The 16,408-nt window shown below is 66.1% G+C and carries 12 protein-coding genes; 6 read left to right on the forward strand and 6 right to left on the reverse strand.

The window, feature by feature from the left end; genetic code table 11:
* Positions 1 to 7: 7 nt before the first annotated feature.
* The 4 genes from ACQR3U_RS07890 to ACQR3U_RS07905 form a co-directional block, all read right to left on the reverse strand.
* Positions 8 to 598: a DUF3558 domain-containing protein gene (locus ACQR3U_RS07890; RefSeq protein WP_230810139.1), complete on the reverse strand. Its 591-nt coding sequence runs from the start codon at positions 596 to 598 to the stop codon at positions 8 to 10.
* An 85-nt stretch (positions 599 to 683) separates the two neighbouring features.
* On the reverse strand, positions 684 to 1,043 hold the full coding sequence (locus ACQR3U_RS07895) for a hypothetical protein (protein ID WP_064851442.1): 360 nt from the start codon (positions 1,041 to 1,043) through the stop codon (positions 684 to 686).
* Between the two features lie 11 nt (positions 1,044 to 1,054).
* Complete coding sequence (locus ACQR3U_RS07900; RefSeq protein WP_006554872.1) at positions 1,055 to 1,642, reverse strand: DUF3558 domain-containing protein; 588 nt, start codon at positions 1,640 to 1,642, stop codon at positions 1,055 to 1,057.
* A 55-nt stretch (positions 1,643 to 1,697) separates the two neighbouring features.
* A complete protein-coding gene (locus ACQR3U_RS07905; protein WP_230810140.1) occupies positions 1,698 to 2,420 on the reverse strand; it encodes an alpha/beta fold hydrolase in 723 nt (240 codons plus the stop codon).
* Between the two features lie 320 nt (positions 2,421 to 2,740).
* On the opposite strand from ACQR3U_RS07905, the gene ACQR3U_RS07910 reads away from it, so the two are divergent.
* Both ACQR3U_RS07910 and ACQR3U_RS07915 read left to right on the forward strand, forming a co-directional pair.
* Positions 2,741 to 3,304, forward strand: coding sequence for a TetR/AcrR family transcriptional regulator (locus tag ACQR3U_RS07910; protein ID WP_230810141.1), 564 nt, complete (start codon positions 2,741 to 2,743; stop codon positions 3,302 to 3,304).
* A gap of 79 nt (positions 3,305 to 3,383) precedes the next feature.
* On the forward strand, positions 3,384 to 6,182 hold the full coding sequence (locus ACQR3U_RS07915) for an aconitate hydratase (protein ID WP_230810142.1): 2,799 nt from the start codon (positions 3,384 to 3,386) through the stop codon (positions 6,180 to 6,182).
* 24 nt (positions 6,183 to 6,206) lie between these two features.
* Here ACQR3U_RS07915 and ACQR3U_RS07920 read toward each other — a convergent pair whose 3' ends face one another.
* Complete coding sequence (locus tag ACQR3U_RS07920) at positions 6,207 to 7,118, reverse strand: LysR family transcriptional regulator (protein ID WP_230810143.1); 912 nt, start codon at positions 7,116 to 7,118, stop codon at positions 6,207 to 6,209.
* A gap of 175 nt (positions 7,119 to 7,293) precedes the next feature.
* On the opposite strand from ACQR3U_RS07920, the gene ACQR3U_RS07925 reads away from it, so the two are divergent.
* From ACQR3U_RS07925 to ACQR3U_RS07940, 4 genes are all read left to right on the forward strand, one after another.
* Positions 7,294 to 8,499 (forward strand): glutamate dehydrogenase, encoded by a 1,206-nt coding sequence (locus tag ACQR3U_RS07925; RefSeq protein ID WP_230810144.1) that lies wholly within the window; start codon positions 7,294 to 7,296, stop codon positions 8,497 to 8,499.
* A gap of 168 nt (positions 8,500 to 8,667) precedes the next feature.
* Positions 8,668 to 13,038 (forward strand): AAA domain-containing protein, encoded by a 4,371-nt coding sequence (locus ACQR3U_RS07930; RefSeq protein ID WP_372477547.1) that lies wholly within the window; start codon positions 8,668 to 8,670, stop codon positions 13,036 to 13,038.
* 227 nt (positions 13,039 to 13,265) lie between these two features.
* Positions 13,266 to 13,877 (forward strand): DUF6642 family protein, encoded by a 612-nt coding sequence (locus ACQR3U_RS07935; RefSeq protein ID WP_230810146.1) that lies wholly within the window; start codon positions 13,266 to 13,268, stop codon positions 13,875 to 13,877.
* Between the two features lie 330 nt (positions 13,878 to 14,207).
* The gene (locus ACQR3U_RS07940) at positions 14,208 to 14,561 is read left to right on the forward strand and encodes a hypothetical protein (RefSeq protein WP_230810147.1); all 354 of its coding nucleotides are present in this window, start codon (positions 14,208 to 14,210) and stop codon (positions 14,559 to 14,561) included.
* Positions 14,562 to 14,599: 38 nt separating this feature from the next.
* Here the strand turns inward: ACQR3U_RS07940 and ACQR3U_RS07945 are convergent, their stop codons facing one another.
* Positions 14,600 to 16,309, reverse strand: coding sequence for an alpha/beta hydrolase (locus ACQR3U_RS07945; protein ID WP_230810148.1), 1,710 nt, complete (start codon positions 16,307 to 16,309; stop codon positions 14,600 to 14,602).
* Between the last annotated feature and the right edge of the window lie 99 nt (positions 16,310 to 16,408).

The following is a 16,408-nucleotide window of genomic DNA, read 5'->3' on the forward strand; positions in this document are numbered from 1 at the left end:
TTCGATGTCAGTTCGCGATGAAGGGTTCAACCGAGGCGACGAGGTTTTCCATGCCTGCACACCAATCGATTTGAGGTGCAGGGCCCGAGTGGTCGGTGTAGAGAACTCGGGTGACGAGTACAACTCCGAAATCTGTCTGCAGGGCGTACTTGCAGCCGTTTCGTGCGTCGGGGTCTACTTCTAGGAGCGCCGGTCTGCCGTTAATGCTTGTCTGGCTGGCGACATGTGCATTCTTTTGGAACTCCTCGTCCAAAGTGACATTGCCAGCCAGGATGTTGAGGCCGTATCCACGGCGCACGCCTGGGATGTGGTCCCTGTTGTCGTATGTGCAGCCGAGGAAGGTGTACGTCCCCATCGGCATGTCCGCGATTTCTTTCTGGGCCGCGTCGTACCCCGCTGCGTTCACGACATCGTCGGGTATGTCGTAGCAGGGATCGAAAGCGACGGGCGGTCGGCCGGAGTCGTCGGTGATGCGCGGGGTTCGGGTTGTCGTGGTGGCGGTTTCGTCGCTTACAGCGACATCATCCGCTGAACCCGGACTGCACGCCGTCCCCATGACAGCCAGGGCTGCGAGCGCGACGATTCCCCACCTGCCCATGCGACCCCCCGATCGATTGTCGGGCAGACGCTAACACAACCGTCCCGGGCACTGCTCCGGAGCGCGAAATGGTCAGAGGTGCGCGTTATTGCGCGCCCTGATGACCGTTTCCCGCTCCGCTGTCGGGGTCGGTGATGGCGAGTTGGCGGGCCCAGTCGGATTCGGTGTCGAGGAAGGCTGCTCCGCCGGTGGCGAAGGCGTCGCGGAGCTGGATAAGTGCGTCGATGAATTGCTCGACACGCTCCTTCGCTGATTCCGGAGTGCCTGCAGCCTTCCGTCGGTACCCCGCCGCGAGCTGCTGTGCTGAGTCGAAGTCGCCGAAACCTTCGGTTCTGGTGAGCCATTCTGCGGTCGTTCGCGCGTCTTCGAACTCCGTGAGCATTGTGTTGCATATCCTCACGAGTTCGTCGATGACGCTGGGTTCGAGCCTGGTGGAACTCGACATGACCACCCTCTTCAGTTCGCGATGTGCGGTTCGATCGAGCCGACGAACTCCTCCATGCCCGCGCACCATTCGCTCTGGGGCGCCGGCCCTGGATGGTCTGTGTTGTACAGCCTTGTGACGAAGACCACGCCGAAGTCCGTTTGGAGTACATAAGTGCATGCATCCCGGTTTTCGGGATCCACCTCGAGTAGCGCGGATCGGCCGTTGATGGTCGCGCTGGTTGCTACATGCCCGTTCTTCTTCAACTCCTCGTCGAGGCTGACGTTTCCCGACAAGATGTTCAGGCTGTACCCCCGCCTGACTCCGGGGACAAGATCTTCCTTCTTGTATGTGCAACCGAGGAAGGTATGCGTCCCCATCGGCATGTCCGCGACTTCCTTCTTCGCCGCGTCGTACCCAGCTGCGTTCATGACGTCGTCGGGGATGTCGTAGCAGGGGTCGAAGGTGACGGGCGGTCGACCGGAGTCATCGGTGATGCGCGGGGTGCGGGTGGTCGACGTCGTCGTCTCGTCTCCTGTGGCATCGTCCGCGGCGCTCGGACTGCAGGCCGTCGCGACTGCCGCGACTGCTGCGAGCGTGACGATTCCCCACCTGCCCATGCGACCCCCCGATCGATTGTCGGGCAGACGCTAACACAACCGCTCCGCTACCGCGTCAGCCCTGCTCGACCCCGCGCCAGAACTCGGGTAGTTCCGAGTTCAGTCGATCCTTTGCCTGCATGGGGAGCGAGTGCGTCGTGTCGGGAAAGACCAGAACCTCGGCATCAGCAAGTTGCCGTGCTCGATCGGCTGCTTTCTCGCTTCCGACGAGTGAATCACGCTCCGCGATAGCGACATAGGTGGGCATAACCAAAGCCGCAAGCTCGTCGTCGCTCAGGGGCGACGGGGTCGGTAGTGCGGCGGAGAAATGCTCCGAACCCTCCGAGATCATCGTCGCCATGGCGTCATCGGAGTCGTAGTCGTCGACACCCCCGACCTTCGCGAGTGCCGTGTCCCGCCAATCGGTCGGAAGGCCCGGCAGTGTCGACACCGACGCCCAGAACAACATTCGGGCAGGGGGATAGCCGAAGGTGAACACAGGCTCGAGCAGCGTCAGCGACCGGACTTTCTCGGGGAACTGCTTCGCGTAGGACGCTGCGCTCGCCCCGCCGAAGGAATGTCCGACGACATGAGCGGTCTCCACTCCGAGACCTGAGAGCGTGTCATCGATCCACAGCGCCTGGTCGTCCGTGGAGGTCAGGGGTGCCGCCTGGACGGACAAGCCTGCGTCGCCGAGAGCATCGAACGCGAGAACGCGGTGCTCGGGGAGGAAGCCCGGAAGGTTCTCGCCCCACATCGGCACACCCGACGCGCGGCCCGGGACGAGAACGACGGGCACCGAGTCGACCGTCCGAGGCGACGTCCATTCGTAGACGCGGACCGTGCCGAACCGAGTAGGAACGTCGTGAACTGCAGAAGGTGGCGGCAGTGCAGACATCGCTCTCTCGTGGGCAGCGACGTAACCGGCCCGACCGGAATCACTGCGGAAGTGGCCGACTCCCGGCGCGCCGACGAAGAACTGATAGGAGGCAACTAGGCCGACGGCTGCGAGTATCGCGGTGCCGGCGCGTCGAAGAAATCTGTTCGATCGAGTGCGCTGGGTCATCGGGAGCCTCTGATCGTCGACGTTGCAATATGTTCATATTGTATCGTGGGATCATGCCGAGAGTCGTCGACCATGCGCAACGCCGTAGGGAGATCGTGTACGCGCTGTGGGCGGTCATCCACGAGCGAGGAATCGAGGGCGTGACCTTCCAGGCGGTGGCGGCCGCCGGGGGAGTGTCGATCGGCCGTATCCAGCACTACTTCGATTCCAAGGAACACCTCATCCGTACGGGCGCCGAATTCATGGTCGCCGAGGCCGAAAAGCGCTACGAACGAGCAGAATCCGATCCGAAGGCAGCGCTCGTCGCGCTTCTCGCTCAACCTGTACCGACGGACGAAGCCGGACGTCTCGGGGTGTCCGTCTGGTATGCCTACCTCGCCAAGTCCGCGAGCGACCCCTGGATCCGTGCGTTCCTGGAAGAGTCGACAAGAGGCACAACAGAGGAGGCCCGGCGACTCCTCGAAGAACTGGGCATGCCACCCGACAAAGCGCGAACGGAAGCCCTACGCCTCGTCGCACTCGGCAACGGCATCACACAGGCCGTCCTGGTCGGCGTCACGGAATCGCCCGACGGCATCGCTCTCATCACCGACGAGGTCGCACGCACCACCAGCTGAACCCATGTGATTGCCGCACGGCGGAACGGGCTACCCATTCGGGTAACCACCGGAAACATCGCAGTCGGGAGGCACGTTCATGAGTGACGACAGTTTCGGCACGCGCGACACCCTGGAGGTCGACGACACCGACTATCGCATCTATCGCATCGACAAGGTCCCGGGCTCGGAGCGATTGCCCTACAGCCTCAAGGTCCTGTTGGAGAACCTGCTGCGCACCGAGGACGGGCGACTGGTCACCCGGGAGCAGATCGAGGCCGTCGCGGGTTGGGATCCGAAGTCGACGCACAACCCTGAGATCCAGTTCTCCCCGGCACGCGTTCTCATGCAGGACTTCACCGGCGTGCCGTGCGTCGTGGACCTCGTCGCCATGCGCGACGCCATGACCCAGCAGGGTGGCGACCCGAAGCGCATCAACCCGCTGATCCCCACCGAGCTGGTCATCGACCATTCGGTGATCGCCGACGTCTTCGGCACCGAGGACGCCTTTCGGATCAACACCGACCTCGAGTTCCAGCGCAACCGCGAGCGTTATGAGCTGCTGCGCTGGGCGCAGGGAGCGTTCGACGACTTCAAGGTGGTCCCGCCCGGCACCGGCATCTGCCATCAGGTGAACCTCGAGTACCTGGCCCGCGTCGTCTTCACGCGGGAGGACGAGGACGGCGGGCTCGTCGCCTATCCCGATTCGCTCGTCGGCACCGACTCGCACACCCCCATGATCAACGGCCTCGGTGTCGTCGGCTGGGGTGTCGGCGGCATCGAAGCCGAGGCGGCGATGCTGGGCCAGCCGGCGTCGATGTTGATCCCGCAGGTCGTCGGCTTCAAGCTCACCGGCGAACTGCAGGAGGGCACCACGGCGACCGACCTCGTGCTCACCGTCGCCGAGATGCTCCGCAAGACAGGCGTGGTCGGCAAGTTCGTCGAGTTCTTCGGTCCCGGTGTCGCCAACGTGCCGCTCGCCAACCGCGCGACCATCGGCAACATGAGCCCCGAGTACGGCTCGACGATCTCGATCTTCCCGATCGACGACGCGACCCTCGACTACCTGCGTCTCACCGGTCGCGACGAGGGGCAGATCCGCCTCGTCGAGGCGTATGCGAAAGAACAGGGTCTGTGGCACGACCCCGATCGCGAACCCGACTACAGCGAGGTCGTCGAACTGGATCTGTCGAAGGTGCGACCGTCCGTCGCCGGCCCGAAGCGACCGCAGGACCGCATCCCCGTCGCCCTCGTGCCGAAGGCCGTGACCTCGCTGCTCAACGGTGAGGAAGTGCCCGACGTCGTCTCCCGCGTCCAGGACTCGGGTGTCGACGAGGGCGTGCTCGAATCATTCCCTGCCAGCGACCCGGTGTCGGTGCGCAGCGAGGACTCCCGCGACGAGCCGCGCGACCCGGTGCCCGACGACGCCGACACCTCGGCGCCGCCGTCGAAGAAGGTCCCGGTGCGGGTCGGGGACGGCGACGAGTTCGAACTCGACAACGGACATGTGGTGATCGCGGCGATCACATCGTGCACGAACACGTCGAACCCGTCGGTGATGATCGGTGCGGCGCTGCTCGCCAAGAAGGCCGTGGAAAAGGGGCTGCGGAGCAAGCCGTGGGTGAAGACCACGCTGGCTCCGGGGTCGCGGATCGTCACCGACTACTACGAACGTTCGGGTCTGACACCGTACCTCGACAAGCTGGGGTTCAATCTCGTCGGCTACGGCTGCACGACCTGCATCGGCAATTCCGGCCCGCTTCCCGACGAGATCGCGGCCGCGATCGACGAGCACGACGTCAACGTCTCGGCCGTGCTGTCGGGCAACCGCAACTTCGAGGGACGCATCCATCCGCAGACGAAGATGAATTTCCTCGCGTCGCCGCCGCTGGTGATCGCGTATGCGCTGGCCGGGTCGATGCTCGTCGACCTCTTCAATGACCCGCTCGGCACCGACAGCGAGGGCAACGAGGTCTACCTGCGCGACATCTGGCCCACCACGCAGGAGATCCAGGAGGTCATCGACGACGCGGTGCGCGCGGAGATGTTCGAGACCGGTTACCAGGACGTCTACACCGGTGACGAGACGTGGCGGAATCTCGACGTGCCCGACAGCGAGGTGTTCGAATGGAAGGACGAGTCGACCTACGTGCGACGTCCTCCCTACTTCGAGGACATGTCGTCGGAACCCGAGCCGCTGCGCGACATCGAGGGCGCGCGGGTACTCGCGCTGCTCGGCGACTCCGTGACCACCGACCACATCTCGCCGGCCGGTGCGATCCGACGCGACAGCCCCGCGGGTCGCTACCTGCAGGAGCACGGCGTCGAGCAGGCCGACTTCAACTCCTACGGGTCGCGACGCGGCAACCACGAGGTGATGATCCGCGGCACCTTCGCCAACATCCGACTGCGTAACCAACTGGTGCCGGACGTCGAGGGCGGCGTCACCCGCTACCTGCCGAGCGACGCGCAGATGAGCATCTACGACGCCGCGCAGAAGTATGCGGAGGACGGCACGCCGCTGGTCGTGCTCGCGGGCGCGGAGTACGGATCGGGCTCGTCGCGTGACTGGGCCGCCAAGGGCACACTGTTGCTGGGTGTGCGCGCGGTGATCGCGCAGTCGTACGAGCGCATCCACCGCTCCAACCTCATCGGTATGGGCGTGCTGCCGCTGCAGTTCCCGGAGGGCGAGTCGGCGCAGAGCCTCGGCCTGACGGGGGAGGAAGAATTCACCATCACCGGTCTGGCGGACAGCGACGAGATCCCCGAGACCGTGCACGTGAAGGCGGGGGACACGGAGTTCGACGCGACAGTGCGCATCGACACCCCGGCCGAGGCCGAGTATTTCCAGCACGGCGGAATCCTGAAGTACGTGCTGCGCAAGCAGCTCGCGCAGTAGACGACGGCAGACGGGGGCTCGTGGCTACTGCGCCGCGAGTCCCCGTTCTGCTGCGGCGGTGCGCACCGCGTCGATCACGAGGCGCAGCGGGGGCCGTTCCGACGCCATCCCGCGATGCGCGATGGAGATGGTGCGGAAGAGCGGCTCGGTCAACGCCACCACCTCGACTCCGGGCGGGCTCAGCGTCAGCCCGAGATCCGAGACGAGCGTGACACCCAGCCCCGCGGCGACCATCGCCAGCGCCGTCGCCTGCTCACCGACCTCGTGGTTGATCCTCGGCTCGAACCCCGCACGTTGACACGCGAGGCTCACCGCGCGGCCGAAGTGCGAGTTCGGGCCGGCCAATACCCACGGATGCTCGGCGAGGTCGGCGAGTGCGATGGTGCCCGCCGGCACCGTCCCGGGCGGCACCGCGGCGTGCAGTCGCTCGACCGCGATCACCACCTTGGTCAGCTCCGGATCCCACAACATCGGGTAGCCGGAGTATTCGATGACGAACGAGAAGTCCAGCGATCCGTCACGGACGGCGCCGGCGGTCTCCTCGGGGGCGAGCTCTCGCGTGCGGACCTCGATGCCGGGATGCTCGGTGGCCAGCAATGCCAGCGCGCTGGGGATCAGAGTGGATGCGACGGAGGCCCATACCCCGGCGGTCAGGCGCGCGGTGACCCCGTCGCGGGTCTGTTCGAGCGCGGTCGTCGCGCGCTCCACCGACTGCAGGATCTCCTCGGCGTGTTCGGCGAGCAGCACGCCCGCCTCCGTCAACTGGACCCGACGTCCCCTTCGCTCGAAAAGCGTTGCGCCGACGTCCCGTTCGAGTTGGGTGAGCTGTTGCGAGACAGCCGAGGTGGTGTAATGCAGGGCGAGTGCGGCGGCCGTGACGGTGCCTCGGCGATGCAGTTCTCGAAGCATCCGTAACCGGCGCAGGGACAACTCCATGCCGTCAGCGTAGGGCGCGCCCGGGGACCTGCAACCGCTGTGAGCTCGCGTTGTGTAGAAATCGTGAACTCCGACCTTCGAGTTTCGTAACTGGACGCCCCGCGCCGCCCCCGGGCACGCTGGCGTCACCGGCCGAATCGACGTAGTGACGGCTCTGACGAACGGGGGACCGCATATGACCACCATGGCAACACGCGTCGACGCGGTGGACACCCGCAGGGACGAACCCTTCCTGCGTCTCACCTGGACGGACCCGATGACAGGTGCGCACGGCTATCTCGTCGTCCACACCCTGGTGGGCGATCTGGCGACCGGTGGCACCCGCATGCGGGCCGGGTGCACGATGTCGGAGGTCGAGGACCTGGCGCGCGGCATGGCCGCGAAGACCGCGGTGTTCGACCTGCCGGTGGGCGGCGCGAAGGGCGGGATCGACTTCGACCCGAAGGACCCCCGTGCCGTCGATGTGCTGCAGCGCTTCTGCCAGGCGATGCGTCCCTGGTTGAACGCGCACTGGGTCACCGCCGAGGACCTGGGCGTTCCCCAGCACCTCCTCGACGAGGTCTTCGAGCGGCTGGGACTGCACCAGTCCTTCCACGCCGCGATCAACCGTGCGGCAGACCCGGCGATCACCTTGGAGCGGGTACGCACCTCCCTGAACGCGCCGGTCTACGGCGGCTTCCTGCTGGGTGACGTGATCGGTGGTTACGGCGTCGCGCAGGCCTGCATCGCCACAGCGAACGCATACCGCTGGGCACCGGTCGAGACCACCGTCGCGATCCAGGGAATCGGCACGATGGGTGGCGGCGCCGCCTGGTATCTGCACGAAGCGGGCATGCGCGTGACCGCCGTCGCCGATGCCGCAGGAACACTGTATTGCGCTGACGGACTGGACATCCCGGCACTGCTCGACCTCCGCGACGAGTACGGGGAGATCGACCGCTCCCGCGTCCCGTCGCACGTCGAGCAACTGCCCCGCGACGCGGTGATCGGCATTCCCGCCGACATCTTCGTCCCCGCCGCCATCTCTTACGCCATCACGGCGGAGAACGTCGGCCGGGTCGCCGGGCGGGTCGTCATCGAGGCCGCGAACTCCGCGACGACGCCCGACGCCGAAGCCGTGCTCACCGGCCGCGGCATCCCGGTGATCCCGGACTTCGTGGCCAACGCCGGCGCGGTCGCGTGGGCATGGTGGGTGCTCCTCGGGTGGGTCGGGACCGATCCGGACGATTCCTTCCAGCGTCTGCGCACCGAGATGATCACCAAGATCACGCTGCTGGTCGAGCGGTGGGCGCTCGATCATGTGCCGCCGCGGCAGACGGCACGGGAGCTCGGCACGACCAACCACGCTCCGAGCGCCTCGCGCACGATCACCATCCCTTGACACGTCGACCTCGCTCATTCCTGCAGGTCAGCATCTTGACGGCGAGACTCGGCGGAAATGGCGGCGCGCGTCGTCCGGGTCCGGAAACGCGTATGTCGACCAAGACTTCTAAGGTGGACATGCCCGTCTCCGTCGACGGGCGGAAGGACGTCCGCAAGGGTGAGTGGAGTGCGAGTGGGGTCAGGCGAGCGCGAACCCGAATTGAGGGATCGCGTGCAGCGCCTGCTTGCCTTCCTGGCCGAGCTCGTCAAGGCCCGCAGCGCACCCGTCCGCGTCGTCGACAAACACCGCGCCGTGATGTCCCTCGAGGAGGGAAACATCAGGGCCGGTCTGCGGGCCCATGCCGCGTCGGGCGACATCATTCTGCGCGCGCGTCGCGCTCAGCTCGAAGAGCCCCCGCGTCCGCCCGCCGAACTCGCGAAATACGTGCACGGAGACATCGCGGAGTCCGCCGTCGAGCCCGAACTCGACCCGCAGGCCATCGATATCGACGGTCTCGACGCCTGGCTGACGGACTGGCGGACGTGGGCGGTCGTCGACCGCGAGCGGCAGGCCGCCTCGCATCTGTACAGCTTCCTGCAGCGAGCGATGCTCGACCTCGAGGACCAGCCGGAATCGCTGGAGCTCGTCGTCGCGTCCGGGTTGCTGCACCTGTCCGAGGGTGTGGCGGGCGCGCGGGTCCACACGCACCTGATCACGCAGACCGCGCTTATCGAGCGAGAGGGCGACTCCGGTGACCTCGTGGTCCGGTTGAGTCCCAGCGCCGGACCGTCGCTCGAGGACGTCCAGCTCCTCACCGGACTGGAGGTCTTCGACCCCACGAGTGTCCGCGAACTGCACGACGCGCTCGTTACCCAGGTCGCGTCGCCCCTCGACCCCGCAGCCCGCGCGTTCCTGAAGAGCTGGGCCGAGCGTGCGCTCACCGTGCCGGTCGACGTCGTCGATCGTGCGGACGAAGCGTCGTCGTCGGATGCGTTCGTGACGCCGTCGCCGGTCCTCGTGCTGCGTAAGCGCGGCGCCCACGCGCTCATCGAGTACTACAGCCGCATGACCGAGGCGGCTGCCCACGAGTCGAACCCGGTGCCGCTCGGGCTGGCGCAGCTCGTCGAAGCGATCGAACCGGCCGACCGCGTCGCATGGCTCGACCGCATCGGCACGCCCTCGACCGAGTTCACCGGGGAGCAGTTGCTGCCGCTGCCCGCGAACGAGGAACAGCGCGACATCATCGACCGGCTCGCCGGCGACAGCGGTGTCGTGGTCGAGGGTCCGCCGGGTACGGGCAAGACCCACACCATCGCCAACATCGTCGCGGCGCTACTCGCGCGTGGGCAGCGTGTGCTGGTCACCAGTGAGAAGGCGCAGGCGCTGCGTGTGCTCCGGGAGAAGCTCCCGTCCGAGCTGCAGGAACTGTGCGTGGCCGTCACCGACCCGGTGCACGGCGGCACGGTCGAACTCACTCGCAGTGTCAGCGAAATCGCCATCCGCAAGGCACAATTCAACGTTCGGCGCGCGCAGGAACGTATCGACGAGCTCACCACGCAACGCAACGACGCACTCGAGCGTCGCGCGACGCTGATGGAACAGATCCGGCAGGCGCGCGCGGAGGAGACCGAGGCCCACGCCGATGTCGCCGCCGGCTACGAGGGGACGGCCGCGTCGATCGTCCGGCGGGTCCGCGCGCACGAATCCAAGTACGCGTGGTTGCCCGCGCCTCTGCTCACCGACACCCCACCGCTGACGGTCGACGAACTCGTCACCCTTCACTCGTTGCATCAGCGGTCGAGCGTCGAGCGCGCGCGCCGTCGCCAGCAGCGCTTCCCCGAATTGTCCCTGCCCACCCAGAGGGAACTGCAGTACGCGTGCGCCGCCGTCTCCCAGGCGTCGAGCGGCACGACCAACGGCGAGACACAGGGGCTGTTGCGGGTCCTCGAGGGTGCATCGCTCGAAGCACTCGGCCGCATCCGCGACCTGTGCGAGCAACTGCAGGGTGCCCTCGAGGACGCGGACCGGCTCGACGCCCGAATCCAACGCGTCGCCGACGACGTCCTGTCGGGCCGGGCCCAGCACCTGTGGGGGAAGACCGCCGAGCTCGCCAGGCTCGTGCAGGCCGCGCAGGAGGCCGACCGGATCGTCGGTGCCAGCTCGGTGGACACCTCCGTGACGGGACGTCAGGCCTTCGAGGCGTACGACGCGCTCGCCCGCAAGCTCGAGGCCGGCGACACGTGGCGCAGCGGATTCACCCGGTTCCGGCGCAGCGACGAGCAATCCGCCGTCGAGGCGCTCGGTGAGATCGCGACCGTCGAGGGTGTCGCCGCCACCACCGCCCAGACGGCGCGCATCGTCGCCGAACACCTTCGTGCGCTCGAGGCGATCCGGGTCGCGCGGGTGGTCCTCCGCGACCTCGGTATCGACATCGAACTCGACGAGTCGCGCAGCCGCGCGGTCGGCACCCTCGCGTTCCTCGACCGCGACCGTGCCATCGTCGACAATCTCGTGGCGCGGGTACACGACGTCGAAACGGCACTGCGCGAGGTTCATCCGGGGGCGCCGCGGATCACGAGCATCGAGCAGGCGCGGTCCACCGCCGAGTCGGCACGGACCATCGCCGCCGCGGGCACCGCCGAAGCGAGTAAGAACTGGCTCGAATCCATCGGCATGTACGTGCGGAGTCAGATCTCCGGGGGAGCGTCGCCCGAAGGACGCGCGCTGGCCCGCGCCTTCCACGACGCCGACTTCGACGCCATCAACGCGGCCCTGGATGCGTGGGACCGGGCGGCGGGGGAGCAGCGTGAGGAACTGGAACTCGTCTCCCTCCACGCGCGCCTGACCACCGCAGCACCCGCACTCGCTCAGGCTCTCGCGGAGAATCCGTTGAGCCTGGCTTGGCCGGTTCGTCTCGCCGACATCGACGAGGCGTGGGCGTGGCGACGCGCCGACGAATGGGTGCGACGCTTCCACGAGCGCAGCGACGACGGACAGTTCGAACGCGACCTCGACGCACTCGAGAAGGACATCGCGCGACTCACGACCGAACTCGTCGAGGAGAAGGCATGGAGCGCGTGTCTCGACCGCACCACGGCCGAGCAGGTGCAGGCGCTCCATTCGTACCGCGATCACATCGCGAGCATCGGTAAGGGCACCGGCCGCTACGCGGAGCGCTATCGGGCCGCGGCACGCGAGGCCATGCAGGTCGCGCAGGGGGCGGTGCCGGCCTGGGTGATGCCGCTGCAGCAGGTGCTGGCTTCGATTCCGCCCGAACAGAATTCGTTCGACGTCGTCATCGTCGACGAAGCGAGCCAGACCGACATCAGCAGCCTGTTCCTGTTGTGGCTGGCGCCGCGCGTGATCGTCGTCGGCGACGACAAGCAATGTGCACCGAGCGCGGTGTCGCTCGGTGCGCTCGACGGGGTGTTCAGCCGCCTCGATTCGTATCTGCCCGACATCCCGAACTACCTGCGCGACAGCTTCACTCCGCGGTCGAGTCTGTTCTCGTTGCTACGGTCGAGGTTCGGCAGCATCGTCCGGTTGCGCGAGCACTTCCGGTCGATGCCGGAGATCATCGCGTGGTCCAGCGACCAGTTCTACGCCGACGACCCGCTGGTCCCCATGCGGCAGTACGGCTCCGATCGTCTGCAGCCGCTACGCACCACACTCGTCGAGGACGGGGCCGTCACCGGCCAGAACTCGACGCTGACGAACTACGCCGAGGCACATGCCCTGGTCGACACGCTCGTGAAGTGCGTCGAGGACCCGGCCTACGACGGCAAGACCTTCGGTGTCGTGGTGCTGCAGGGGCAGCTGCAGGTCGACATCATCCAGAACGAACTGCTGGACCGGCTCACCCCGGAGCAGTGGGAGGAACGCAGGCTTCGCGTCGGCACGCCCCCGGACTTCCAGGGCGACGAACGGAATGTGGTGTTCCTGTCGATGGTCGTCGCGCCCGAACAGAACATCGCGGCGTTGACCCGGACCGAATACCAGCGACGCTTCAACGTGGCGGCCTCGCGTGCCCAGGACCAGCTGTGGCTGTTCCACTCGAGGACGATCGACACGCTGCGCCGCACCGACCTGCGGTACTCGCTGCTCACCCACATGCGGACGACGTCCCCGCGCCCGGCCGAGCCGATGCCCGCCGGCGTGACGCGCGACGAGCGGCACGAGGCATTCGACAGCCTCTTCCAACAGGACGTCTTCCTGGACATCGCTACTCGCGGCTATCACGTGAACCCGCGGGTCGAGGTGAACGGACACTTCATCGATCTCGTCGTGACCGGGGCGGCAGGCAAGCTGGCAGTCGCCTGCGACGACGAGCAGTGGCACACGAGCCCCGACCGGCAGAACGCCGATCTGGAGCGGGAGCGTGAACTGCACCGTAGCGGCTGGAAGTTCTGGCGGGTCCGGGAATCGGAGTACTACCTCGACCCGGTCGCGGCCATGGCCGGGCTGTGGGAGGAGCTGGAGCGCCGTGGAATCGCGGCGGGCCGGGTGGATGGGCCGGCGCCAGGGCTCGACAGCGTCAGTAACCTCAGCGGTCAGTAGTCCGCGAGCAACGAAAGATTCCCGAAGACGTTGTCTTCTGGGATCTTTCGTATGCGGATCTATGCGGGCTCAGAAGAGCATGGTGAGGTGCCGGAATGCGAAGCCGTGATACAGAAACCAGCAGACGATCAGGAGGGTGTCGTGCTGTCCGCTTGCCGCGGTCGGCAGCATGTGCAGTCGGTCGAAAAGCTGATCGTGAGCGTGGAGCCTTTGGCATGCTCGCAACCGTGAGTGCGAAGAAATTGCCTGGCGTCTTGTGTCTGGAGGGGGAGTGGTTCGATGGGATGGAAGGCAGGGTGAGCATCGAGCCGGTACTGAGACTGCTGGAACTGAGCGGCACATTACGTCTGGTGCATCGAGACGTAGCGACGAGGGTTGAACTGGAGTTCCACCTGAACAGATGGCTCGGAAGAACTAAGGGGATGTCCGGATACAACCTGTGCTACTTCGGTTTTCACGGCAGTTCGGAGACACTTTATCTCGGCGAGGAAGATATTTCGTTGGAGGACTTCGCCGCGATCCTGTCGGGCAAGTGCAGCGGCAAGGTGCTCTACTTCGCCGCGTGCAAGGTTCTCGCAGCACCTGATGGCGTGCTGCAGGACTTCTGCAAGACCACGGGTGCCAAAGCGGTCGTGGGCTATACACGCGATGTCGATTGGTTCGAAGCAGCGGCCTTCGAGATCTTGATGATCTCGCGCCTCATCCACTCGGTCAGGATGAAGTCTGCCTACAACAGTCTCGCCACGAAATACCCCGACTTGACTGCGAAGCTGGGGTTTCGAATGGCTCATGCAACCTGGGCGTCCGACAGAGCAATCGCGCAGTCCGCAATCGAATAGAGGGTTGGAGCGTCTGACGGCGGCCGAGCACCGTCGTGAGTTCGGTGACCCCTATCCTGCGCTGGTGCAGATTCCGCGCTTTCCTCGTGCGATGAGACAGCCGAGCGTCCGTGCTGATCGGGCCGCTCACATCTATGCGCCCCATGTCGAACCGATCAACAGGCTGGTCGACACGATCAGCAACGAGCGGCAGGTCGAGAACTTGCCGTACCTCGATCCAACATTTGGCGGAACAGAGGCCTCGGTACTTCTGATGTTGAAAGCACCCGAAGCCGACGCAGACCCGAGCCGATCCGGAGCTCGTTTCCTCAGCCTCGACAACGACGACCCGTGGCTGCACGGATCTTCGAGGCATGCAGCAAGGAGGGGATCGACCGTTCGTCGTTGGTCGCGTGGAACATCTGTCCTTTCCCCATTGTGGGATCGGTGCCGAATGCAGAAGAACTGAGGCGGGCGACGCCCTACAACATGCAGCTGTTGAGTCTGTTGCCCAAGCTGAAGGCTGTCGTACTACTCGGGGTGCCGGCCAAGTCGGGCTGGAAGCGCTGCGGTTTCCGCGTGCCAGGAGCCGAGATCATCGAGGGAGCGTCCCTATCTGCGCCGGGTATCAACCACCCTGGGAACCGGGAAGCGTTCGAGTCCGCCATGCGGAGTGCCGCGGAAGCGATCGAGGGAGAAGGCTGATGATCGGACCCGGCCGCGATCGATAGGCCTGCTTCGAGTTACTCGCCGTCGTTGAGGTTGTCGACGGCCTCGGCGATCCGTCGGGTATCGGCAAACGTCCACCCCTCGGGTGACGTGACTGCGGCCCAGCCATAGGGGATGAGGTCCTCGTAATTGTGCCCGTGGCCGACGGGCGGCGACGTACCGACCATGATGTCGGCCGCGACCTGAGCGAAGGTGACGATCGGATACCACCGCATGGACGGCGCTCGGTCCGAACCCGGAGGTTCGGCGAGCCAATCGGGTCGCTCGAACAGCAGTCCCGGTCCCCACCACACCACTGGATCGGACGCGTGCTGCAGATACAGGACCCGAGGTTCGTCCCACGTTCCCTGCTGGTCCTCGAGCGTCTGCAGGTCGGAGGCGAACCGCACTGCGACGCCGTCTTCGTAGACGGGCAGGACTTCGGGGCTGCCGGGGTCCCGATAGTCGACGATGCTGCGCCACAGCTGGTTCGAGTTCGGAGGCCCGACGAACAGCGCGCCGTCGATTTGGCTGCGCATGTCGGTGAGGTCGTCGAAGGCGGCTTCGGCGGATTGCGAGCCGAGGCTCTCGCCGTAGACCACGAGCTTCGGGCGCTGGTCTTCCGACAGCTGTGACCAGCGTTCGTGAACCCCGTTGATCAGTGCATTGCCGGCGGCCTTGGCAGCGGAGCCGTCGACGAGAAAGGAGATCCAGCTCGGCAGGAACGAGTACTGGATCGCTGCGATTGCCGAGTTGCCGTTGTAGATCATCTCGATCGAGTCGGCGGCGAACGGGTTCACCCACCCGGTGCCGGTGGTGCCGGCGACCACGAGGATCTCGCGTTCCCACGCTTTCGTGCGGTCGAGTTCGTCGAGGATCAGCTGCACCTGCTCATCGGTGGTGCCGCCGGCTTCGAGCCCTGCGTATACCCGTATGGGTTCGAGTGCGGGAGCGCCGTTCAGTTCGGTCAGCTCCTCGGCGTCCATCCCACCGGCGACGAACGTGCGTCCCTGACGACCGAGGCTCTCCCACGACGACGGCGACGCCGGGCTGCCGGACCGCTCGGGAACCTGTGGCTGTTCCACGCCTGGGTCGGTGCTGTTGTTGTCGTCGGCGAAGACGACACGTGCCGCCGCAGAACTGCTCGCAAGCAAAACCTGGTCGACGAACACGACTACCGCGAGCACGAGGATCACCGGTGCGAGGATGCCTGCCGCGGCGACCGGAACACGAAGGCGGGTCGCGAGGAACTCCGCGAAGCGTCGTCCGACCCACCGCAAGCCCCGTGCGATGTAGAGGAGCACGGCAAAGATTGCGACGCTCACCAGACCGGTCCGCAGATACGCGAAGCCCGTCGTGGTCTCGATGCCCATGAGCGCGCGGACCTCGTTCTGCCATTCCGCCGCGGCGAGCAGACTTCCCGCAAGTGTTCCCACCGCGACGAGAGCGACCAGCACCTCGGCGATGAGCCGAGCAGTGTGGCCTCGCCGCCACGTGAGCCGCGGAGCGATCCATCGCCGCGCGGGGAAGGCGATGAGCACACCGATGCCGTAGCCGACGATGCTCGTCACGCCACTGATCAGACCCTGGAAGTACCACTCGCGGGGGATGAGGGAGGGGCTCAGGCTCCACGCGAAGAAGAACAGGGCCACGACGAGGCCGACGAAGTCGAGGCCGAAGACGGAGAGGTAGCCTCGCGGTTCGACTGCTTCGACGGGTGCATCAGGCGTGGCGGGAGCGGTCACGATGTGACAGTAACTGCTACGGACCTCCGTGCCGCGTCACGTTTTGCGGATGTCTACGCATCCGGCTTCGCCTTCGGGTTCATCTTGTCGGTCTGGTTC

Origin of the sequence: Rhodococcus sp. IEGM1339, assembly GCF_050321925.1 — a bacterium.
Lineage (GTDB): Bacteria > Actinomycetota > Actinomycetes > Mycobacteriales > Mycobacteriaceae > Rhodococcus > Rhodococcus pyridinivorans.

What these genes read in the sequence shown, in the direction of transcription:
- ACQR3U_RS07910 (WP_230810141.1), top strand. Translation starts at nt 2,741, where the DNA reads ATGCCGAGAGTCGTCGACCATGCGCAACGCCGTAGGGAGATCGTGTAC.
- ACQR3U_RS07915 (WP_230810142.1), top strand. Translation starts at nt 3,384, where the DNA reads ATGAGTGACGACAGTTTCGGCACGCGCGACACCCTGGAGGTCGACGAC.
- ACQR3U_RS07900 (WP_006554872.1), bottom strand. Translation starts at nt 1,642, where the DNA reads ATGGGCAGGTGGGGAATCGTCACGCTCGCAGCAGTCGCGGCAGTCGCG.
- ACQR3U_RS07895 (WP_064851442.1), bottom strand. Translation starts at nt 1,043, where the DNA reads ATGTCGAGTTCCACCAGGCTCGAACCCAGCGTCATCGACGAACTCGTG.
- ACQR3U_RS07890 (WP_230810139.1), bottom strand. Translation starts at nt 598, where the DNA reads ATGGGCAGGTGGGGAATCGTCGCGCTCGCAGCCCTGGCTGTCATGGGG.
- ACQR3U_RS07920 (WP_230810143.1), bottom strand. Translation starts at nt 7,118, where the DNA reads ATGGAGTTGTCCCTGCGCCGGTTACGGATGCTTCGAGAACTGCATCGC.
- ACQR3U_RS07925 (WP_230810144.1), top strand. Translation starts at nt 7,294, where the DNA reads ATGACCACCATGGCAACACGCGTCGACGCGGTGGACACCCGCAGGGAC.